We start from the raw sequence: 25,405 nt of genomic DNA on the forward strand, positions 1-25,405 counted from the left end.
TGCGTGACAACTGACAACGACGTGACGACGAGGGGTGGTCTCCGGTGGCGATCGAGGTTTCGGCCGAACTGGCCAACTTCCTGCGGTTCCTGATCGGGGAGAAGTTCCCGAAGGCCGACGAGACCAACCTCTTCGCCACCGCCGAGGCGCTGCGGCGGGCCGCCGAGCAGGTGGTCGCGTCGAGCGAGACGTTCGGCGACGGGGTACGGGCGTACCGGGCCGGGGTGAACGGGCAGGCCGAGGACTCCTTCGTCGACACGATGGAGCGCTACGTCCTGCACAGCCCGGGTTACCTCGGTCTGGTGTCGAAGTACACCAACCGGATGGGGGACAGCTACCGGGGCACCGCCACCGAGGTGCAGTACGCCAAGTTGATGATCATCGCGTCGCTGCTCGCCCTGATGGTGGAACTGCTGACGGCGCTGGCGATCGCCTGGATCAACCCGGGTGCCGCGCTGGCCCGACTGGCGGTCGGCCGGGTGATCATGCGGATCATCTTCCAGAACGTCACCACCCGGGTGCTGTTCCAGGTGGCCATGGCGCAGGCCGTCGGGATCGGCCTCCAGACCGTGATGGACCGGCTGGTGCAGCTCTACCAGATCCGCAACCACACCCGCGACGGCTGGAACAACGAGCTGACCCGGGCCGCCGCCGAGGTCGGCTCGCTCGGCGGCGCGGTCGGCCTCGGCCTCGGCGGGCTCATGCAGGGGCTGGAGCGGCTGGTCCGGTCGACGAACATCGGCCGGCGGGTCGGGCTGACGGCATCGTCGAACACCCCGGACCCGCACGGCTTCCGGCCGGGTGAGGCGGCCCAGGAGATCGCCAACGAGGGCGTCAGCGAGTGGCTGACCGAGTTCCTCTACAACGGCATGACGACAGGCGAGTGGGAGGCCGACGGGGCGGCCGTCATCGCGGGCGCGGCGTCGGGGATGGCGAGCGTCGCCGGCACCGCCATCGGCCAGCAGCTGAACAAGGCCACCGGCGGGGACCGGGACCGCACGGCGAAGCCGACGGTGTCCGCCGAGCCGAATCCGCCGACCGTCCCGGGCACGGCCGTCGAGGAGCCGTTGCCCCCGTACGACCCGGTCCGGCTGCCGGCGTACGACGGACCACCGTCGTACGCCGAGGCGGTGGCCGGCGTGCCCGGCCCGGGCGCCGGCACCGGCGGTGCGACCCCCGGCGGTACGAACCCGGGTGGTGCGGGCCGGGGTGGTGCGGCGGGGGGCACGGGCTCCGGGGCCGGCGGGACCGGGCCGACGGCCCGTCCCGGTGCCGGTGGCGGTTCCGGCGTCGCCGGGTCCCGACCGGCCGACGGTGTGTCGACGTCGCCGGGGGAGCCGGCCGGGCCGGGGCCGGTGGACCCGGACAGCCTCACCGCCACCGACCGCCCCGACCTGGCGGGCCTGTCGGATCTGCTGACCGGGCCGGATGCGTTCACCGGGCCGGATGCGTTCACCGGGCTGGATGCGTCCACCGGGCCGGACCCGTCCACCGGGCCGGACGCGGCTGCCCCGGCGGGCCCGACCTCGACGGCCGGTCTGCCCGGGTCGACGGTCGGCCAGCCGGCTGGTGCGGCTGCCGGCGGCGCGCCCTCCGGCATCCGGTCCGCCGGGTCCGGGCCGGTCCCGGCCGCCGTGGCACAACCCGAAGCCGCCGGGCCGGTGAACGGCGGGCGGGCGAACGGCCCCGCCCCCGGACGGCCGGTGTCCGGTTCCTGGGCGGGCGGACCGCAGCCGGTCGACGCGTCCCCGGTGGGTGGGCCGGGCACCGGAGGGCAACCGGTGACCACCGCCGTGCCCGGTGCGGCGTCGGTGGCCGACCCGGTGTCACCGGGTGAGGTCACCGGCACCTCCGTCGAAGGCCGGGCCGCGCTGGAACAGCGCCTGGCCGCCGTGCTGCCGCCGTACGACGGTACGGCGCTGGACTGTGTGATCCGGCTGACGGCGGTGGTCGGTGAGTTCTCGGCCATGCCCCGGGTGACCCGGGACGAGGCTGCGGTCGACTCCACGCGTCCGGAGCGGGACCTCGCCACGCAACTCGGCGCCGAGTGGCAACCGGTCTCCGAGTGGGCGCAGGTGCTCGGCCCGGTCAGTGCCGCCGGCCCGAATGCGTTCGCGGCGGTGCTGGTGGAGCCACCGAACGCCCCGCGGCACGCCTTCGCCCTGCTCAACGACGGCGGCGAGCTGTACTGGGTGGAGACGCAGGCGACCGAGGGCCGACGGGTCCGGCCGGCCGGCGATCCGCCGGAGCTGCCGGTGGGCGCGCGGGTCATCATGCGCGACGGGCAGGGCAACCCGGTGCCGGTGCCGCCGGGTGGCACGGCGACCGTCCGCGCCCTGGTGGACCCCGCCAGCACCAGCCGGTACGGCATGTACCGGCCGGACCGGACACTCCCGGCCCCCGTCACGACAAGCCGGCCCGTCGAGCCGGTGACCGTGCCGACGGCCGGGCGGTCCACCCTGCCGGCGCAGGGGCTGCCGGCGGACCTGGTGCGGGTGCCGGCGAACGGACGCTGCCTGCCCTACGCGGTCCTGACGTCCGCGCCGGGGCTGGTGTCGCGCCGGTTGGCCGACGCCGGTCCGCTGACGCCGGAGGTCGAGCGCTGGCTGGCGGAGCCCGACGACGTCCGCGCGGCGGTGACCTGGCATGCCGAGCAGCTCTCCATCGGCGCGGCGTCCGTGCCCGACGGCACGCCGATGGACCGTACCGCCGACGCCCTGATCGATCTCGTCGCCGGATATCTGACCATGCACCGCGACGCCCTGCCGTCGGTGATCCCCGAACTCCGTCAGGCGCTGGCCGACCGGGAACGGGTGGAACCCGACCTGGTCTCCCGCGCTGACCGGATCGCCCTGCTGGAGCGCAACGGGTTCACCGACCTGGCCGAGTCGACCGACGATGACCTGCGCACCACCTACCTCGACTGGTACGCCTTCCAGGCCGGGCCGCTGACCGACCAGGAGTTCGACGTGCTCCTGGCCGCCGTACGCGACTGGTCCCGATCCTGGTCGGAACCGGTGGGCGTGGCCCTGCTTCCGCTGCTGGCCTTCGCGCTCGACGTGTCGTTGAGTGTCCGCAGCCGCGCCGACGGCCAGGTGCGCGCGGTGTACGGGCCGGCGGACGCCGCAGCAGTGTCGGTCTACCACAACGACCGTGACCACTTCGACGCCTCGTCCGCCGGGTCGGACACCCCCGCCACCGTCACTCCTGACCAACAGGCTGCTCGGGAGGCGCCGGTCACTGACGAGCCCCCGGCCGTCGCCGACGTCACTGACGACCCCCCGGCCGTCGCCGACGTCACTGACGACCCCCCGGCCGTCGCCGACGTCACTGACGACCCCCCGGCCGTCGCCGACGTCGCGGACGAGTCGCCGGTCGGCGCGGATCTCGACGAGAGCTACGGGCCGGCGGTACGGGCCGCCCGGATCACGCCCGGGGAACGCGACGACACCGGGGACGTACGCCTCAATCCGCTCTGGTACCGGTTGGCCGACTTCCCTGCCCATCTGCTCGACCCGGCGCGGGCGCGGTCCTGGCGTTACGTGGTGGCCGAGGACGGCGAGATCTACCTCGGTGCGGCCGACGCCGCCACGGCGCTGCGGCCCCGGGACTTCCGCGCCCTGCTGGCGGGGATGCGGCAGCATGATCCGGAGCTGACCGCCGATCGGTTGCGGGACCAGCTCGGCGGGCAGGGGCATGCGGGGCTGGCGGTGGGCTTCGACGCGCGGGGCCGGGCGATCGAGCGGCACGCCCGGGTGGGTGGCGAGCTGACCTGGAACGAGTCGGCCCGGCGCTGGCAGGTCGACGACCGGTCGGCCCAGTACATGGGGACGACCCGCCCGGCGGTGGGCCCCGACGAGGTGCAGGGCTGGTTGGGCACCGTCGCGGCGACGGTCGGCGACCGGTTCGACCGGGACGTCACCGCGGTCCGGCACACCCCCGACGACGCCGACCCGGTGGCCACCGTCACCGTCGACTTCACCCCCGGCCAGCGGGCGGCCGAGGACGGGCAGTTGCCCGAGCTCGACCTGTTCGTCGACCAGGTCGTCGCCCAGGTCCGTCGCGCCTGGGAATCCGACCGGCCCCGGGTGGTGCGGGTCCGGATCGAGGGCGGCGGCAACGGCGCCCGGCTGCTGCGGCGGGGGGCCGCCCGCACCGGCCGGCGGCGGGCCGCCTCGCTGGCGGAGTTGGTCGGCACGATGGTGGCGGCACGACTGAGGGCCGAGGGGATTCCGCCACGGATGGTGCGGGTCGACCAGAGCAGCCGCGGTGCCGGCCGGTCGAAGGCACCCGGCGGCCCGCAGCGTCCGGCGACACCGGGGCAACGCCGCCGGGCGGTGCTCTGGACCGAGCCGGGGCCCGCCTACGCCAACCGGATCCGCCGCCGGGGGCCCGCACCGGCCGACCGTGCCGGCCAGGACCGCACCGGCCAGGATGGGCGACGGTTGCGCAGATCCACCCCGGCCGGTCGGGTGGACCGGTCCGCTCCGGGACAACTGCGCAAGGACCCGGACGGGACCTGGTGGTTCGGTAGCGCCCAGGTCGTGACCCACGACCTCCCCGGCCGACCGGGGAGCATCGCTCTGCTGTCGGACCGGGAGTGGCGGCGGATGGCCCGCAACCCCCGGCTGCCCGCCGCGACCGACGGGGTGACGGTGCTGGTGCACGGGGCCGGCGACCGGTTCCGGGTGCCACTGCGGCACCCCGACGGCCGTACCGGCGAGGTGACCCTGACCGTCGACGAGCTGCACACGATGCTGGAGTCGCCCGAGCGGGACGGCCGGCGACTGGCGCTGCTGTCCTGCGCGGCGGGTCGGCTCGGCGCGCGGTCCGTGCAACGCCTGGCCGACCTGCGCGACACCGACGTGTACGCGCCCGAGGGCGACCTGGTGGTGGCCGGGACGACGGGGCACCTGCCGGTGTCGGTCGACGGCCGGCCGTGGGCACTGTTCGTGCCCGAGGGCACCGGGGCGTGGGACGTGGTCAACGACGAGATCGTCGACCCCGACCGGTCGGACGCGCCGTTCGCCGTGCCGTTCGCCGGGTACGCCAGCCGGGCCGGTGACGCCGACCCGGACGGCGTACGGCTGACCAACGCCCCGCCGCCGACCGGGTGGGACCGGATCCGCATCATCGGCGACGGGCTCTGCCTGCTCAGCGCGGTCGCCGTCGCGGCACCCGAGGCGATGGCCGGCCTCCCCGGCATGCCGGCGGACGCGGTGGACCGGCTACTGCGGGTACGTCGCGCGGGCGTCCACGACACCGACCTGACCGACATCGACAGGGCGCTGCGGGACGAGATCCTGCGGCGGTTGGCCGATCCTTCCCCGGCGATGGTCGCACTGTTCGACCAGGTGGCCGCGACCTGGCTGTTCCCGGTGGGGTACGACGTGCAGACCACCCTGCTCGACGCGGTCGACACCTGGGACTGGCAGCGGCTGCTGCCCGGCCAGGACGATCCGGACGACGGTGGCCGGGTCGGTGACGTGCTGCCCCTGGTGATCGGTGCGGCGCTCGGCCGGCCGGTGTGGCAGGGGCGGCTCGACCCGCCGTCGGTGACGGTGCTCTGGCCGGACGGCGACGGGACGCCGGTGCGGTTGCTCTACAACGGGCACGACCACTACGACGCCTGGGTCCCCGACGCCCTGGTCACCCCGGTCACCCCGGCCGGCGTCCCCGACGGCGGCCGGACCGACGACACCGACCGGACCGTCGACACCGGCGACAGCGGCAAGGAGCCCAACTGGCGAGGGGTGGCCGGCAGCCCCAAGCGGCGGGGGGTGCTGTGGCCCTGGGACGGCGAGGAACTGGCCACGACGATGACCACGCTCATCCGGCAGGTCGACGCGGTGGACCTGCCCGGCCAGCACCTGCTCGTCCTGCTCGCGGACGCCGAACGTGCGCTGCTGCTCGGTGGGCGGGTGCTGCCCGAGGCGATGCTGGACGCCTTCTTCGCCGGCGGGCACACCGGCGGGCCGTGGACGTCGCCCCTCGACGTCGACCCGTGGGCGCCGCTGGTGCTCACCGTGGTCAGCGACGACGACGTGAACGCGGTGGCGTTCGGTCGCTCCGTCGAGCGGGAACTACGCCGCCGCCTGGACGCGGGCCAGGCGGCACCGGCCCATCTGAGCGTGGTGGTCATGCAGGAGTCGCGGGTGCCCACCGAGCCGGTACGGATACCCCGGCTCCGCTTCCGGCTCCCCGTACCCCCCGCCGGGCAGCTGTCCCGGGCGCAGCTCGCCGGCCTGCCCGAGCGGGTCCGGCAGGCGTACGTCGCGCTACCTGACTACACGGCCGGCGACCCGGCCCCGGCATACCAGCGACTGTCGCAGGACCAGCGGGAGCAGCCGCGGGTGGCGGCGCAGCAGGCGACGCCGCCGCACGTGGAGTCCACCCCGCCCGGCCCGGTGCGGCGGGTGACCGTCGCGGACACCGGTCTGGCCGAGGGTCTCGGCGGGCACCGGGGCTGGTTGCTGCGCGGCGGATGGCCGTCGACGGTGACCGACACCACCGGGGCGGCCCCGGTGGAGCTGACCGTGGCGGCCCCGGCCGACACCAGCCGGTTGGTCCGGCTGTCGTTGCCCGCGCTCGGGGACCAGCCGGCGCTGGAGGTGGACGCGCTGGTGGAACCGCCGGCCGGGGCGTCGCTCGACGTCGAACCACGCCTGATCACCGTGGTCCCGCTGTGGCGCAACGACTTCGTCGACGGCCCGGTGGCCCAGCCGATCACGGACCCGCCCGAGATGGTCCGCCGGGCCTGGCAGTACGTGATCGAGGACACGGAGCAGACCGAGACCACCCGGATCCTGGCCGAGCGGTCCGACCAGCACGACGACAGCCCGCTCGACGGGACCGAGCGCCAGATGCTGCGGGCCCGCGTCCTCGCCGCGATCCGGGAGACCTTCTGGGAGACGTTCGGGGACACCCCGGCGTACGCCGCCGGGCTGGCCGCGTTCCTCGAGATGCCCGAGGACACCCCCCTGGCCGACTACTGGCAGCACGAACCGGTCCGCGAGCTGATCCTGCGGCGTCCATGGCAGCTGCTCTCCGGGGTGCTGATGACCTACGTGGACCGGTACGGCTGGCGGGGCGCACACCGGATCGTCGTACAGCCCGGCCGGCTGGACGCGGAGTCGACCGACGCGCTGGTCACCCCGGACGGCACCCGCTACACCGCGGCCGACTACCTGGCCCGGCTGCCGACCACCGGGGGCACCCGGGTGCTGTTCTTCCCGGACCTCGACCACGCCGCCGTGGTGGAGTCCGGTTTCATCCAGGCGGTACGGGCCTCCGCCATCGTCGTCCTGCCGACGCTGCTGCCCGCCGACGTGCACTGGATCGTGCTCGGCGCCAGTGCCGTCACCGGCGCCGAGGTGAGCCAGCTCGTCGACCGACTCGACAACGCGCTCGCCCGGGCCACCCTGCACGCCGCGGACCCGGTCGAGGGCCGTGAGCTGGCCCAGGCGCTGCTCGCCGACCCCGCCCTGCGGATCTACGAGGACGACGACTGGCTCGCCGAGATCTTCGACAGCGGGCTGCTGGCTACGCCCACCGAACCCGTGCGGCTCCTGCTCGCTCGGGCGGACAGCAGCGACACCGAGAGCATCCGGGGGGAACTGCGGGAGGCCGGAGTCCTGCTGGTCGACCCGGCCGCGCTGCCGAAGCACCGCGTGCTGATCGAGATCACCGATCCCCGTCCGGAGCTGGTGCAGTCCTTCCAGAGCACCAGTGGTGGGACACGCCGGGCGCACTTCCTCTTCGACGGCAGGTACGCCGCCGACCATCCCGACACGTGGCGGGTGATAGGCGAGCCCTGGTCGCGCATCCAGTCCTGGCTGGCCGTCCTCGACCCGGGCCGGACCTATCCCTGGGACCAGTTCCTGCTGGCCATGGCACATCGGGACCAGGTTGCGCGGCGCATCGGTGAAACCCCGGGTGCCTGGCCGGGGGCCGGTCACCGCTTCGCCCCGGTGTCGCCCGCCGCACTGGCGCAGGTGCAGGAACTGTTCGCCGGCCGGTCCACCCGGGAGGGGGTGATCTGGACCGAATTAGCCGAGTCGCCGAGTCCGACGTTGTTGCTGGTCGACGCGGCCGCCCGGAGAATCGTCGATCATCCGATGGTCTACTTCGTCCCGCAGCCGCCGGAGGCCCGGGCGGTGGTCACCATCCCGCAGCGCGAGGACCTGAGCGGCCGGGGGTTGGTTGTCGCCACCGGGCAGCTCGACGGCGACCGGCTGACCGGCGACGGCTGGGAGGTGACCGCCGACGAGGTGATCGCGAGCGAGGCGTTACGGGCGCATCCCCGGGTCGTCCTGCTCGACCGGTCGCCTCCGGAGGGGAGCCCGTTCGTCGAGCGGCTGCTGGAGCGGGGCGTCGGCGTGCTCGCGCCCGACGCCGACCTGGCCGGCTGGACCGCCGTCTACCAGCTCCCCGGCTGGCAGCTGGAGTTGACCGGCCCGGACAGCGCGGACCTGCTGCGCGAACTCCGGCACGAGTTCGACGCGGTGGTGCTCAGCGCGGCCGAGGCCCGCCGCCGGACCCCGACACAGACCGCGCTGGTCCGCGCGGTCTTCGACCTGCTCGGTCGGCCGTACGGGCAGGAGGTCGTCGACGGTCAGCTCCACCTCCCCCTGGACCGGTGGGCCGCGGCCGAGGCGTTCGCGGCCGAGGCGGGCCACGACGGGCTGCTCCTCGTCGGCAACTCCGGCCAGCACCGGCACGACCTGACCCTGCGGGTCCCCGTCGACCAGGTCCGGGTGTTCCAGCGCTGGTCCGGCGAGGAGCTTCACCTGGTCACGGTGGACCGGGCCACGTTCGCGCCCGTCAGCGACTTCCTCCGCGACCGGATCGCGACCGGTCCCGTCGTCCGCTGGACGGCCGACCTGGGCCGGGCGGCGCGGGCGGCGGACGTGGGCCAGCCCTATGCGGACCACGTCATGCTGGGCGGGCTGCCGATCTCGGCCGGCCACGTCGACGACCTGATCCGGACGATCCGCGACAACCCGTCATGGCGCGGCCTGGGCTGGGCGGTGGACCCGGACGCGGACGACGATGCCCTGGTGTGGCTGGGCCCGGAGATGGCCGCCGTGGAGTTCCCGGTCGACGCCGGTGAATCCCTGCTCGCCGTGGGCATGCCGGCGTCGACCGTGCCCACCGCCGACCGGTACGGCAACGGCGTGGTGCTCTGGTCGGCCGGTCGCTCCGGCTTGCCGGCCTCCCTGCGTGCGGCGTTCCGGGTGGCCGTGGTGCCACTGTCCGAGCTGGACGACATCGTCGACGGTGTGCGGGCGGGTTTCCCGGCGTCCGACGCGGTCGCCGTCCTCACGGAGCGGTTACCCGAGGGGACCCGGATCATCGTGGTGCCCGGCGCGGTCGAGTCGATCGCGGAGATCCCCGAGATCTTCGACGTGGTGTTCGCGGTGGTGACCCGCTCCACCATCGGCGACCCCGGAACGTGGACGGCCTATGCGTGGTCCGACAAGGAACGACGGATCGGTGTGCTGACCGGCGCGGACCTGTCCTACGTCATCGCCGGGTTGGCCGCCACGGACCCGACGCTGCAGGAGCAGGTCGTGCCGGCCCCGACGATGCTGGCGCTGCCGCAGGCCGCCGTGCGGTTCCTGGCCGACCGGGTGGCCGCCCGGGACGCCGACCCACCCATCGGACACGCCGTCACCGACGTCGCCTTCGTCGCCGTCGAGGAGATCAGCGCCGACGACCGCGTGTACACCCTGCCGGAGGGTTCGGTGCTGCGCGTGATGGCACCCGGTCCGGACGGGGAGCACGTCCTGCACGGCTGGTTCATCGACGGGGACATCCTGGCCGAGGCCGAGCACGACATCCTGGGTGAGGAGGACGGATCGCTGGCTACCGCCCTGCCGAGCCAACTCGCCGACGACCTGTCCTACGACCGGCGGCTCGCGCTGCTCGAACTGGCCCGTCTCGTCGGAGTCGGCCAGCCCGTCACCGAGAATCCGCTGCGCCAGCACGGGATCCGCCCGGCCGACCGGACCTTCGTGCCCGACTGGACGGTGCCGGTCGGCCCACCGGGCGGACCGGCCTGGTGGGTCGGCGCGGACGTGTCGGTCATCGAGATCACGTCGGCCCCCGCGGGCCGGCTCCCCGCCCGGCGGGTGCTGGCGTGGGAGGTGACACCCCCCGCCACCGGGCAACCGTCCGACGACGTGTCGCCGCCGCAGCTGGTAGCGGTCCCCTACCGGGACGGACCGCTGCTGGGAGTCATGCCCGACCAGGTCTGGGCGTGGGGACTGGGCCCGCTGCTGGGCGAACGGGGCGTCCTCGTCGAACCCGGCGCGGTGAGCGGTGCCGGGGTGACCACCGGGCGTCCCGACGGGCGCGGCGCGCTGCCCGCCGACGACTACCGGGCGATCCTGCCGGACACCGCCGTCGGCCTCCCCGTCGTCGTGCTGCTCGACACCGGTACGGCGGCCCAGGAGTTCGCCGGGGCGCTCGCCGCGCGGTCGGCCGTGGTGCTGGTCCGCACCGGGGACGGACAGTGGCAGGCCCACCGTCCCCGGCCGGGCACCGGCGTTCCCGACGTCATGACGGGACCTCAGGCGTACCAGCTGTTCCACCAGGCGGTCGCGGCGGTCACCGCCGAGCTGGCCGAGCTGGCGGGTGCGGTCAACGACCTGGGCCAGGAGTGGGGCGGGACCATCCCGCCCGACGGCGTCAACCTGTGGGGCCGGTTGTCCGGGCTGCCCGCCGGTACCCTGGCGGACCGGGCCGCCCGGCTCGCCTCGGCCCTGTTCGGGATGGACCGGCTGCGGGCCGCTGTCGACGGCCCCTCCGGTGAACAGTCGGTGGGACGCGTGCTCACCCACCTCGGTCTACCCGGAGCGGCGGGGCAGCACCCGGCGTTGCTGGCCCGACGGCTGCACGCGCTGCAGTTCGCCCCGGTGCCGGTCACGGCCCTGGGGCTGCTGCCGGCCAACTCGGTCGCCCTGGTCTGGCTGGGCGACGCCGTGGTGCTCGTCCATCGTGCCCCCGACGGCACGCTGACGCTCGTGCGGCCGCAGGCCGAGTCAGCCGACCGGCTGACCGCGCTCGACCCCGACGGGCTGACCGAGCCGCCGTGGATGCTGCTGGCGCGGGGACGGCTGGTGGCGGTGCGCGTCGCGAGTGGCCATCGGGTGCTCGGCGGCTACGTCGTGTCCGATCCGCCCTCGTATCCCGCCCGGGAGCGGCTGGCGGACCAGGATCCGGATCTGCCGTCGGATGCCGACCAGGACCCGCCGTCGGATGCCGACCAGGACCCGCCGTCGGATGCCGACCAGCACCGGTCCTCGGATGCCGACCAGGACCCGCCCTCAGACTCCGATCAGGACCCGTCGTCAGAGCCCGACCAGGACCCGCCGTCGGACCGGGAGCCGGAGCAGGACGCCTCGTCGGACCGGGACTCGGACTCCGCATCGACCGGCGCGGTGGGGACGGAGTCCGGCTCGGTCGACACCGCGGCGGTGTCGACCAGCTCGACGGCAGGGATCACAGCCGCCGCAGCCGGCCCGTCCCCGGCGGCGCTGCACGCCGTGGGGGAGGCGCTGCGCCGGCTGCCGGCGGCCCGCCTCGCGGCCGGTCGGCAGGTCCGCCGGGGCAGACCGTCCCTGCCCCGGCTCGCCGGGTGGGTCGACGCGGTGCAGACCGACGACGCCGGCGCCACCGAGGACAGCTCCCGGGTCCGGGCGGTCGGTGCCCACCTCGTCCTGCACGGGCGGATCGGCGACCTCCCGGTGACCGAAACGGCGGTGACCACGCTCAGCCTGGACGGGTTCCACCGGGCACTGGGTGGGCGGCCGGTGGCAACCGACGCCGGCCGTCCCGGTTCGCTCGTCCAGGCGTTGACCCGCCGGCCGGGGGCGATGCTCCTGGTCCACGAGCAGCCGCCGGGTGCGCCCGGCCGGGTGTTCTGGTTGGTCGCCGACGACCGGGACGGTGCCGTGGTGCCCCGGGTGGTCGACCCCGCCCGGCCGGGGGTGTTCGCCCGGTCCGCCACCGACGACCCGGTCACCGCCGCGGCGCTGACCCGCGCCGGCACCACCGTGCTGGCGGTGGACGCCAACGGCGACGCGATGGACCTGGCCGACTTCCTCACCCCGTCGCCGGCCGGCCTCACCCGGGCCACCGGTGACCCGGCGCTGGTCGTGGCCGACGCCACCGACCTGGTCCAGGCCATGGTGCGGCTGGTCGACGGGTACTTCGGGCGGACACCCCGCACTCTCGGCGGGCAACTCACGGTGACCCCGGAGACCATCCCCGGCACCCTGGCCGCCGCGCTGGGCGGGCAGTTCGAACCACTGCACGACGTCGAGGCCACCATAACCGCGCTGCGCGCCGCCCCGGGCTCGGTGGCGCTGGCGTACCTGCCCCGGGCGCAGGAGCCGGGACATCTGCTCATGTTCGTCGTCGAGCCCGGGTTGGCGACGGTGCCGGCCCAGCTCATGGTCGTCGGGGTCGACGCCGTCGGGCTCAGCGACGCCGACCTGACCCGGGCGCTGTCCACCGGGCGGGCCCAGGTGCTGCTGCTCGACGCGACCGGCGAGGCCCGCCAGGTGCCGGGTCGGGAACCCACGGCGGAGCAGGTCAGCGCGGTACGGACCGCGGTCACCGCCCAGCCGCTGCTGATCGGGGTGCCGCACACCGGCCACCCGGCCTGGAGCGACAGGCTCACCACCCGGGTGACCCGGCGACTGGGCACGCTCGGCGTGACCATGGCCAGCGCCCGGCCCCTGCTGCACGCGCTGGCCACCGACCCCACCGGGTTCCTGCACCACGGCACCGGCCACCCGGTCCGGGTCGGTCGGGACAAGCGGTTCGCCTGGGTACGCCTCGTACCCCGGCCGAGCGACACCGACGAGGTGCGGCTCGCCCCCGGCCTGGGTGGCGTCGAGGACCGGCGGACCGCAGGTGTGTCGGCGTCGACGTGGGCCCAGCCCCAGGCCACCACCGCCCGGGTCGTGGTGCCGGTCCCCGCCGGAGGTGTCGGGGTGACCGTCCTGGGTGGCGTGCTGAGCAGCCGGGCCGTCCGTACGATCGGGCAGTCCCTGACCACAGGTGACAACGGCATGGTGATCGGGGTGCCCGACTCGTTCCTCACCCGCAGCGCGGTGTTCGTCCAGGTCGAGATCACCGAGCGGCCCGCCCCGCCGGCCTGGGCCGAGGTCCCGGCCACCTGGGTGCCCGGCGACGGCGACCGCCTCTGGTTCCGTACCCCCGAGGTGCTGGCCACGATGCGGCCGATCAGCGACGGCACCGCGCTGACGGTGACTCGCGCCGGGGCGGCGTTCCTGCGGGACGCGAGCTACCCGGTGGAGGTCGTCGACGACGGCGCCCTGCCGACCACCGTGCAGTCCGGCATCCCCGACGTGGTCCGCCGGGGGAGCAACCTGCGGGTCTGGCGGCTCTGGGGCGGCCAGCGGGCACTCGACGCGGTACAGCCCGGCGCGACCGCCCTGACCGCGACCAGCTCGTCGTGGCTGCGCCGGCCCGCCTACGCCCAGGGGGTCCGGCCCGCCCTGCGGCTCACCCGGCTGACCCCGATCGGTGAGCTGCCCGAGTCGGCACTGCTGCGCGCGGCGGCGGCGGTCACCACCGGCCAGTCGGTGCAGTCCGCCTCGGACCGGGGCGGCTTCCTCGCGGTGCTGATCGGTCGGGCGTTCGGCCTGCTCCGGCTCTCCGCCGGACCGACCGTCTCGGTCGTCGACCGCCGGGCGCAGGCCGTCGCACCGCAGGTCGAGACCACCGCCGGGCAGGAGACCGGCGACCACGCCCTGAGGCTCTACCTGGCCGAGTACACCGGCACGGTGCAGTGGAGCATGCACCGGTCGGTCACCAGGTCGCTGGCGTACCGGGGGCTGCGGCGCGGGTCGCAGCAGGTGTCGGTGCGGACGCTGCTGGTCGTGCCGCAACAGCACGTGGCGGCGCTCGCCGGGGTGACCCCGTCGGCGCGGCCCGACCGCGACCTGGTGGCCCTGCTCGCCGGCACCGTCGAGGACGACCCGGACGACCCGCGTACCCTGCCCGACTACCTGTGGCAGGGCGACCGGCTGCGGATCGGACGCGGCTTCCTGCACGGCGGGGACCTGGTCGCCGGCCTGGTCGCCGACCGCTTGCGGCGACTGCTCGACGACGACCGCAACGCGGTGTACCGGCAGTACCTGCCCGACTGGGACAACCCGCGGGTGCAGACCGACCGGATCCGGCGGGCCCTGGACCGGCTCGGCAACGAGGAACGCCTCGCGGCGCAGAACGGCCCGAGCCGTTACTCGGCACGCCTGCTGGCCGCCGCCGACGGGGAACTGCTGATCGAACTGCGGGTACGGGACATCTTCTCCGGCCGTACGCTGGAGGTGCGGATCGGGGTCCGGCGTCGCCACCCGGACACCGCACCCCGGTACCTCGGCCGGCGGGGCACCCACCCGGACCCGGTCACCGCCGACCTCCCCGAATCCAGCGACAGCGAGACGAGCGAGTCGGAGGACGACGAGCCGACGGTGAAGCTGCGTACCAGCCAGGGTCGGGCGCAGGCGGCGACGAACCGGGCGGTCCGCAGTGTCGCGTCGGGCGTACAGGCGGGCGCGTCGGTGGGCAGCGACGCGATCGGCGGCGCCGCCGGGATCGGGTTGCGGCTCCAGGGCATCTGGCGGGACGTCATCGAGGTGACCCAGGGCAGCCAGGCCGGTGTCGTCGGCATCGGCGGCGGCGCGGTCGCCGTGTTCGCCGACGACGTCCGGTTGGAACTGTCGGCGTCGGTCATCGTCGAGTACCGAGGGTATCTCGCCGACGGCTGGCGGTGGCTGGCCGACCACCCCGTGCATGCGCAGCCACTACGCTTCGCGGGCGACGCCACCATCGACCTCGAACTCGGCTTCTCGGTGCCGTTCACCCAGACCATCGCGGTCGGGCAGCCGCAGCCGGTCGTGCTGCCCACGCCGGTCGGCGCGCCGGGTGCGGGCATCGTGCTGCGTGAGGCGCTCGGTGAACTGCTGCCCGCGACCGTGACCCCGCCGCGGCAGCGGCTACGCAGCCTCGGCGCGGCACTGGCCCAGCACACCGTCACCCATCACGTCCACGGCCTGCCCGAGCTGCGTGAGCAACTGCTGGACGCGTTGCGGGGCGCCACCGCGGACTACATGGACGCCGGGCACCTGCCGTCCGGCACCGGTGGTCGTCGGCGGGGCACGGCGTTCAGCGGCGACATCCCCGGCACCCCCCTGCACCAGTGGCTCAACGCCTTCGTCGACCAGGGCCACCTGGCGGCGCTGCTGGCTCCGGCGACCCAGCAACCCCAGCCGGTGCACGCCCCCAGCGTGGTCGTCGGCGACGACGTGCCGGTCACGGTGTTCGTCTTCGCCGAGGTGACCGGGCACGACCAGACGCCGTCCGGCGCGCTCACCGGCGACGGGTACGAGAGCGCGGTCGCCGGGTACGCGGTCCGCCGCTCGGCCACGGACCGGGGTGGACAGTTCCGGCTGGAGGTCGGCGGGGGCGGCGCGGCGTGGCGGGCGGACGAGCCCAGCGCCCCCGCCCAGCCCGGTGACGCGGGTGGGGGAACGCCTGGCGGTCAGGCACCCGCCCCGAACCCCACCCAGCCGGCCGCCCGCACCCCCACCCAGCCGCCCGCGACCCTGGCGCTGCGGCTGTTCGGCCGGCGGCAGATCGAGTGGACCAACGGCGAGACGGTTCTCGCCGTCGCCGAGGTCGAACGGACCATCAAGCACTCCGAGTCCCGGACCGTCCTGCTGGGTGTGCACGGTCGACTGCGGGTCCACCTCGCCGTGGTGCTCACCGAACCGAAGTGGGTGCTGCCCGACCGGTCATTCACCCGCTACCGGCAGGTGGGTGACGTGTCCCTGCTGGGTCAGATGTCGGCCGACGAGTACCGGCGGGCCCTCGGCCTGACCTCCGGTGGCTGGCGGCTGCCGCGCGAGGTCACCCCGCCGCCGGCACAGGTGATGCACCAGACCAGCCGGCTGGTGGACGTCCCGGCCATCGGTCAGGCGATGCTGGGCTGGCTGCGTTCGCTGCGCCTCGGCGGCGACGAGGGAATGGAACTGGTCGGCCACGACCGGAATACCGGCATGAACATCAGCACCGTCCTGCACCACACCGACCCGGTCACCGTGGCCGCGCACCTGGGCGACCTCTTCGACGGTGGCCTGAGCTTCGTGCTGCGCTACCCGGGGCTGCTCAGCCGTCCGGCCGTGCAGATCATCGTCCGGGCGGTACCTGCCACCGACCCGCCACAGGTGGGTGAGCTGCGGGCGGGCGCCAGCAACCTGGAGTTGAGCACCGTCAGCGAGGTCGGCGGCGGACGCCAGTCCGGCGAGGCCGTCACCGACGAGGTGGTCCCGGTGGCGCACGTCGGAGAGCGGGCGGCGCTCAACGCGCTCGGGGCGCTGGGGCGTACCGCCGCCGGCCGCTCCGGCGACGTCACCCTCGGCCGGGCGGTCACCGCCGTCGAGACCCCCGGCCCCTGGCTGTCTGTCGACTACGGGCCACAACGGCTGGTCTTCACCGCCCACCGTCGCCGGCAGGAGATCGGCCGGCACGAGATCACCGTGCCGCTGCACACCGAGACCGCCGCTGAGCACCTCAACCTCACCTACCGACCGAACGGCCCGGCCACCGTGCTGCCCGACCCGGCCGCGGTGACCGCCGCCCCGTTGACCCTGGATGGAACGGACGGGCCGCTGCGGTTGGTGCCGATCCCGGCCGACAACTGGCTGGCCTGGCGGGGCGACGCCGTGCCGGTGCCCGCCGGGTATGCGGCGCTCGGCTTCAACGGAGCCGCCGCCCTCCAGGCCACCGCGCTGCGTGCGCTGCGGATCGTCGGCACCGCAGCGACGATCGGGATGCCCGGAACGACACTCAACTACCAGCTGATGACCCTGCTGGGACGGACCCACCTGTGGGCCGCCACCCCACACCGGATGGCCGGCCCCTACGAGATCACCCTCGCCGACGGGTACCGGATCGTCCTGCACACCCGGGTCACCGCGGTACGGCTGGACACCGTGCTCGTGCCCGCCGAGGGAAGCTCCGGTGTCGGTGGGGCCGGCCGGCACGGCGACGCCCGCCTGGTGGCCCGCGCGGACGCCGCCCTGCCGGACACCCTCGGCACCTCGGTCGGGGTCGTGCCGGCGCTCGGGGTCTCCGTGCCGGGCAACTCCAGCCACCAGGAGGCCGCCGGGCACCGGACCGACGTGCTGCGGCTGGGGCTGGACGACGAGGGTGCGCGGGCGAAGGTGTGGTGGACCACCGAGACGATCGTCGTCGCCGAGCACACCGACCTCACCGGCACCCGCCGTACCGCCCTACAGGTGACCCTGCCCGACTCGCAACCGGTGCTGGTCGACCAGGCCGAAGCCCTGGACCACCTGCTGGCCGGTGACGCACCCGGGAGCGCGCCCGTCGACCGGGTGGTCGTGGCCGGGCTCCTGGAGCAGGCGGTCCACGCCGCGAAGCAGGCGCAGAAGGCGCTGAAGTCCTGGCGGGAGCTGGAACGGATCGCCCTGGTCGCCGAGTTCCCGGGTGCCGCCGGCACCGCCGCCGACACGGTCGCCAGGGCTGCCGCCGCGAACGCGGCGGAGCGGGCCGAGGCGGAGGCGTCCGCCCGTCGCCGCTGGTGGGAGGCCCGGGCCGAGGTCGAACGGCTGGTGGCGTTAGCCGCCAGCCACCTCGGCGGGAGTTCCGCAGCCGACCCGGTGCTGCTTCCCCCGACCGACGGCACCGATCCGACGTCGCCCGGTGGGCGACCCGCCCCGCCAGCGGCCGGGCGGCGCGACCCGGTTGACCCGGTCGAGCCGGTTGCCCCCGTCGCCCCGGTTGACCCGGTTGACCCGGTCGTCGACGACCGTGCGCCGGCCGGGTCGGTGGCAGCCCCGGCCGGGCCGACGCCGCCACCGGTGCTGGGCCGTGCGGTCACCGACAACCAGTTCACCGCGCTTCCTCCCCCCGCCGCCGGGGAGGTCGTCGACGTCAACCGCAACGGCCTCTGCCTGCTCGAATCCGTGGTCGTCAGCGCGCTGCCCGAGGTGCGCGGCCTGCTGCCCGACGGGTACCACGGGCAGCTCGACGAGATCCAGGCCTGGCGGGACGCCCGTGGGCCCCTCGACGTGACCCTGCCCTACCGCCTGCGCCCCTTGGTCCTGCGGGTCGCCGACGGCCTGCGCGCCCAGATCCATGCCCTGCTCGTCGACGGCCGGCTCGCCGAGGTGGAACAGGTGATCGCCGACGGCGGACTACTGGGCCGGGGTGTCAGGGGACAGCGGCGGGTACGCGTCCAACTCGCGCGGACCGTCAACAGGTGGCAGGCGGACTGGGCGGCCGACACCGGCGACTACCTCGTCCTGTTGGTGGGAGCGGCGCTGCGCCGGCCGGTGGTGCTGGCCACCCCCGTTCCGTCGGCCCGTCCGGGTGACCCGACCGCCGGCTCCAGGTCCGCCGGCGACGCACCGGCGGCGGTCGGTGATCAGACCGCCGACGACGCGCAGGCGAACGTCGGGGGCTGGTCGATCCGGACGGTCTACAACCCGCGCTTCGACGGTGCCGAGGCCCGGATCAGCGAGGGACCGGTGCTGCTCTACCTGGCGAACGGCCACTACCGGGCCTGGCTGCCGGAGCCGGACGTGCTCGATCTGGCCCGCACCCGGGAGGAGGCGCTCGAACTGCCCCGCCCGACGGCCGGCCTCTGGCGCGAGAGCACCGATGCGGCGACCCTCCGACCCACGACGACCGGGAGCGATCCCGGGTACGACGCTGCGGACAGCGACGCCGTGCTCAGCGACGCCGTGCTCAGCGACGCCGTGCTCAGCGACGCCGTGCTCAGCGACACGGACAGTGACTCCGTGCTCAGTGACGCCGAGAGCGGTGCCGGGTCCGACGGTGCCGTCCTCGGCCATCCGGGCGGTCATCCCGGCGTGCCCCGGTCGACCGGCCGGGGACGGCACCCGTTGACGCTGGCGGGGTTGGAGACTGCCGTGCAGGAGACCCAGGACGTGCAGGCTGCCGTCCGTCCGTCCGGCTCGGTGACGGATTGGCGCCCGCCCGAGGATCCGTTGTCGTGTCTGGCTCTGGCCCGCCGGTTCGCGGCCGTCCTGCATCCGGGCATCGACGGCTTCGTCCGGCCAGGGCTGCGGGTCGGTCGGACCCGGGACGACGCCGCGATCGGCAGCCGGTGGGCCGGCGCCTTCGCCGGCGACCGGTCCGACTGGGCGGTGGTGGATTCCTGGGCGCAGGTCGAGCGGGCACTCGTCGCCGCCGTGCCCGGCACCGCCGTCTTCGTCCTGCTGGAACGCCCCGGCAGCGCCCCCGGGCACGCCTTCGCGGGGTACCGGCTGGACCGGGAGACCGATCCGGTGCGGTGGGTGCAGTTCGGCGGTGACCGGGGCGCGGTGCTGCTGCCCGGGGCCGCGGCGGACAACCGGCTGCCCCGGCTCAACGCCCTCGGCCCGGAGGTCGCCGCCCGTGCGGTCCTGGTGGATCCCGACGGCACCGTCGATCCGGCGGCGCTGGTCGACGCCGGGACGTCCGCGCCCGTCGCCTCTACCTCGGTGGCGCGGGCGATCGTGGACGCGCCGGTGAACCGGACCTTCCTGGGCCACGGCTCGGAGTTCGAGTTCTTCGAGACGCTCGACCTCAGCGCGGCCGCCGACATGTTCACCGTAGCCGCCGACCAGACGCTGCCCGATCGGGCCCGGACGAAGGCGCTCGCCGAGGACCCCGCGGGCACGGTAGCCATCGAGGTGGAGACCAAGACCTACTTCCGTGACAGCGGCGACGGCCAGCTCTACCGGCGACCGGCCCCGAAGCGGACCGAGGAGGTCGTCGCCATCCTGGAGGTCATCGTCGGCGTCGTACCCGACACCGACGCCGAGATGGACGCCCACCACGGCGGCGAGTCGTTGTACCCGGCGATGACCGCGTTGGGTCAGGCGCTGTCGGCGCTCACCGGGCCCGTCCCGTTCGCTCAGCTCCTGGGCGCGGTGCAGGCCGCCGGCCACCTCTCCCAGGTGGTGCTGACACCGCTCGGGCGCAAGGTGGACGTCGGCCCGCGCCCGTCGGACAGCGAGCCCGGCGCCCGGGTACACCACAGCGTCGGGGTCCCGCTCGCCGGTGCCCACTCGTTCCTGACCTACGTCGCCCGGCACACCTGGCGCAGCCCGACGAGTGTGTCCCCCTCCTACGCCCGCCCGCACCTGCAGGACGCGTTGTCCTTCGCCGACACCGTGGCCGAGCACTTCGCCGACGAGGGCGGCAGCCCCCGGGACGTCGCGGAGCTACGCGGGTTCGCCACCGTGCTGTACTCCAACACCGCAGGCATCGCCGGACGCTGGCTCCACGCCGGTCTGGTCAAGGAGAACGTCGCGGCCTTGTCCCGGCAGGACATGCGGATGCTGCTCGACTCGTTGTCACCGGCGGCGCAGGCCTACTTCCAGGCCAACTTCACGGGGATCACACAACTGTTCCGCAGGATGTTCACGGACCGGATCCCGGATCTCGAAGAGCGCTTCAAGGCGAGGAACGGTGCCGAGCTGGCCGGTGACTTCTTCCGGAACATCGCCTTCGTCGACAAGAAGAACGGGAACAAGCAACAGTCGATCATCGACTACCTCCGCGGAGACGTACGACAGCATCTCGGGTACGGCGGGATGACCGTGATCAACGGTTTCGACACCTCCAACGGCGCGCTGCCGCTGATGGTGCTGGAGGTCAGGTACTTCGGCGCGCAGCACGTCGACGGTGCCACCGCCCAGGCGGAGGCAGCCGCCCTGCGCCGGGAGGCCGCGGCGGCCTTCGACGAGGCGCTGCAGGTCACCGGCGTGGCGGTGGAGCGCCCGGGGGGCGTCCAGTTGGCCCTGCCCGACCGTGAGCTATGGCCGATGTGGCGGCACGCCGGCCCGCCCGGCCTGCTCACCGTCGAGTTGCCGTTGTACGCATCGGACTGGTCGCTACGCCCCCTGTTGCCGGTGTCCGACGACGTGACGGCGATCCGGGTCGTCCAGCACGTGAGCCTTCCCGAGCAGTACGTCGCCCTGCAACGCCTCGCGGACCTGACCGGCCGGCCCGTCTACACGTTGGCCGAGGAGGCGACGCCGAGGTGGGATCCGGATGCGGGGGAACTGCGGGTCGACTGGCCCGACGGCACGCGGCCCTGGCTGGAGTTCCTGCCGGCGCTGTACGACGCCGACAGTGACCGGGCAATCCGGCGGGGAATCGACCCCGACGGGGTGCTCGTCCCGCTGGACGACCGGGTCGACCTGCTGGATCCGACGACGGTCCACCTGAACCTGTTTCCGCCGGACGTGGCGCATGTCCTGCCCCCTCTCTACGGCACCGAGGACCTCGACGTGCTCGACCTCGTGCCACTGATCCAGGCGACCGACAGCCGACAGCTGATCTTCGCCGGTCCCGACGCGCCGACGTACCTGCCCGGCTGGGCGACGACCGTCGTCGAGACGGTCATCGCCCAGTCGACACCGGTCGCGGGTCTCGTCCTCGTCGGGCACCCGCTGCCGCACGCGGCGGCGCAGACCCTGGTCGACGTGCTCGGACAGGCGGTGGCCGAGCAGCCGGGACTTCTCGTCACCCCGGTGGTCCTGACCCACGGGGCGGACATCAACATCACGACGCGCGCCGGCGCGGCCCGGATGGTGTCCACCGACGACGGCCTCGGCGGATGGCGGGTGTTCCGGCCGGACCACAAGGGCCGCACGAGTGCCGTCCCCGACGACCTGCGCGCGGTGATCACCACCCCGACCGTGGCACCGGAACAGCCGCAGGACAATGCGGACCCGCTGGGGCCCGACGGGGCGGAGCCGGCCCCGCCCCGCCCCGAACCCGGCACGGTGCCGCGCGGGGAGGACGAGCCGTTGGAGTGGACGATCCGGCGCGCGATGGCACAGGTGGCGGTCCGCGAGCACCACTGGGTCGACCCGGTCAGCCGACCCGGCCCCGCCCGGGACGACCGCTACGAGGTCGTGTCGCGGTTCGAGGCCCGCCGGTTCCACTACGGCGGCCAGCCGGTGACCGACCTGACCGTGCGGGTGTGGCTCGACGACGACACCGGTCGGGCGATGTTCGCCGCCCTCAAGCGGGGGGTGGACCGGGTGTTCAACAGCAGCGTCGACGCGGCGGCGTACCAGCTGCCCAACCGGGCCGGCGACCTGCTGCACGTGACCGTGGAGCGGGCCGCCTCCCCGCACGACGCCCACCTGCGGGTGCAGGTGATCGACGACGGGCCGACCGACCAGTTCCACTGGCGTCGCGACGCCGCAGAGGAGGACCTGGTACACGAGTTCGCCCACCAGCTCGGCCTGCGCGAGGAGTACCGCGACGACACCGCACCGCACCGCCCGCACGTGCCGGGAAGCCTGCTCGGCGACCTCGCGGGTCGTGCCACCGACGCCCTGTCCGACGAGGAACGGGCGGCGCTGTCCGACGAGGAGAAGGCCCAGCTGCGTGGCATGCGGTGGGCCGGGCTGCGATCGCGGCACCTCCAGCTGCTGGCGGCGCTGGTCGGCGAACCGGACGCCGACGGGGAGTACCGGGGGGTGGACCCGGTGCTCCGACCGATCGGTGTCGCGCCCTTCGCACCGCAGACCACGACGGACCAGCCGGGGCAGCAGCCTCCGGCACCCGATCCGACGGTGCCGCCGGTCAGGGCGGCCCAGCTGGAACGCACCTGGCGCACCCGGCCCGAGCGCCTCGACGTCGAGGCTCCGGTCCGGATCGCCACGGACCACGCCGTCCAGGCGGTTCTCGACCGGGTGGAGCTGCTCCGCCGGCCGTGGAACCTGGAACTGCTCGGCGACACCCCGCCGTCGGCGACCGCCGGTGGCCACCAGCGGCTCACCCCGGCTGAACCGGTAGTCGAATGGGCGGTGTTGACCGGACCGACCCGCGACGCGATCGCCCGGCGGGCCGCGCTGGTCACCTCCTGGTTGGCCGGCCTGCCGCAGCAGGCGACAGCCGGCACGGCGGTGGAGTTCGGTCTGGTGCTGGGTGTGCCCCCGGAGCTGCTGGCCGATTCCCGGGACAACGCCGTGGCCGGCGTCCTCGCCGACGCCGCTGCCGACTTCCTCCGGGGCCAGCTCGACGCCCAGCTCCCCGTCGGGATGCTCCCGGTACGGGTCATCGTCGAGGTCACCGCCTTCGACGGGGTCGTCGACGGGGTTCGTGAGCAGATCCGGATGCAGATCGAGTTGTCCCTGCGCCGGGTGCTCCCCGGCCCGGTGTACGCCGACGACCCGACGTCCGGCAGCGCGGTCGGCGGAGTCCACGACGGTCGGGACCTCCGCGACGACGTGCTGCTGCGCGTCACCGAGGCGCGGCAGGCCCTCGAAGGGCTGCCCGCCGGGGAACCGGAGACCGCGGCGGCGGTCGTCGTCCACCGGCTCGGCAGCGTCCTGGTCCGGCTGCTGCCGGTGTTCGTCACGCCGGCCCTGGCCGCCCCGTTCGCGGCCCACGCCGCCCAGGTGCGCGGTGTGCTGGACGATTTCCGGTGGCTGGTGGGCCGGTGGGCACAGCAGTGGCGGACCGGCGACATCGAGGTCGCCGGGCTGGTCACCCGCGCTACCGGGACGCTCGATGCGATCGCCGAGCTGACGCCGCTGATCGAGCTGGCCCCGGCCGCCCATCGCGACCTCGACCTGACCCCGCTGGTCGACGGCCACCAGGCGGACGACGCGGACCACGTCGCGGCGCTGGCCCGGTTCCGTGCCGAGCTGACCCGGCTGCGCGACGGCGCCGGGATCGCCCTGGACGGGCCGATCATGCAGGTCTACGGCTGGCAACTGCTGACCCAGGCACTCGGGGCGCTGTGGTTCGGCGTGACCGAGGGCCCCGGACCGGTCCCGGATTCACGCGCCCTCGGGGCTGCCGCTGCGGCGCTCGACGCGTACCACGAGGTGGTCGGCGGGCTCGGTGCCGGCACCGCCGATCTCGCGGCGTTCGACCGGGCCGCCGGGGCCGTCGGGGTGCTGGCCGGCTGGCTGCGCCCCCGCCCCGACCCGGAGGCGACAGACCGGGAGCTCGCCCGGCTCGACGACGCGCTGGCGGTGGTGGGTCTGCGCACCGACGCACAGCTCGACCGGCTTGCCCTGGACACCCGGGAGGCGATGCTCGACGGGCTCCTCGACGCGGCGACCGCCGCCCTGGACACGTTCCGGATCAGCCGCGACCCCGGCCGTGGTGCGCTCGCCGGGATCCCCGGCGCGCCGGGTCCGCTCGCCGACTGGATGACGCTGCTGCGCACCGTCCAGCAGATGAGCGCCCTCTGGAACGGCGGGGGGCCGGACCTGCCCCGGCTGCGTGCCATGCACCGCCTCGCCGGACAGGTCCGCGACGGCATCGCGGCCGGTCGGGCCGACTTCGGCCGGCTGGCCAACCGGGAGGCTTCCGGTGGCGACCCGCGTGCGGTGTCGGACCGGGTCCTCGACGCGCCGGCTGCCGGGGCCCGCCGTCCGGCCACCCCGGTCCGGTCTGCCACGGGCGTGACCGGACCCGGGACGGTGCGGCCCGGCCCCGGTCAGGTCCTGCTGCACCTGGTCGTCGAGGTGCCCCGGGGGCAGCAGAGCGGGTCCGCAGAGCCGGTGTCGACCGACCTGTACCAGGACCCGACCACCGGACGGCTACAGGTCACGACCGGTGACCCGTACGCCCCCGTCGCCGTGTTCACCCGGCCGGAGACCGCGTACGGGGTGGCCCGGGGGATGGCCGACCACCTCGCGCAGGTGGGTCTGCCCTCCGGCGACGGCCCGGTGGTACGCCGGTTCGTGGTCGACGCCGACGCGTTCACCGCCCCGGACGACGCGCAGGTGTACGTCTTCCCGGCCCGTGACTTCGCGGCCCTGGTCGGCCGGGCCGAACCCGGCTCGCTGGACAGCTACGCGACCGACCCGGAAACGGTCGACCACACCACCCGTGCCCTGGACACGCTCGCCCCCGCCGACACCCCGGTCGTCACCGTCGACGAGGCCAGCCGGATGCTGCCGACGCGGGAGCCGAACGCCCGACACCGACCGCGCCCCGAGCCGGCCCCGGTCGCCACCGGCGACCGACCTGCCGTCCCGCCGGTCGTCCGTCGGGACGCCGGTCCGGCTGCTGCCGTCCCGCCGGGCATGGTTCCGGCCGGTCCGGTCCCGCCGGGCACGGTGCCCCCGGGCGTGGTCCTGGCGGGGATGGTCCTGGCGGGGATGGCCCTGCCGGACACCGTCGTCGTGCCGGGACTCGGTGACATCCTGGTCACCGGACTCCCCGGACTGCCGGTGTACCCGCCCGGCGCGCGGTCGACCACACCCGCCCCGGTACCGGACCGCCCCGGCAGCCCGCCACGCCGGCGACGGCGCACCCCGCGACCGACGGCCGATCGGGGGTGAACCGGCCC

General features: G+C 74.7%; 1 protein-coding gene. It reads left to right on the forward strand.

Annotation, left to right across the window (positions count from 1 at the left end; genetic code table 11):
• Positions 1–44: 44 nt before the first annotated feature.
• Entirely contained in the window at positions 45–25,397 is a 25,353-nt protein-coding gene (locus JQN84_RS28045) for a WXG100-like domain-containing protein (RefSeq protein WP_204961570.1), read from the forward strand.
• Positions 25,398–25,405: the final 8 nt, after the last annotated feature.

It is taken from the genome of Micromonospora humidisoli (genome assembly GCF_016900955.1).
GTDB classification, from domain to species: Bacteria; Actinomycetota; Actinomycetes; order Mycobacteriales; family Micromonosporaceae; genus Micromonospora; species Micromonospora wenchangensis.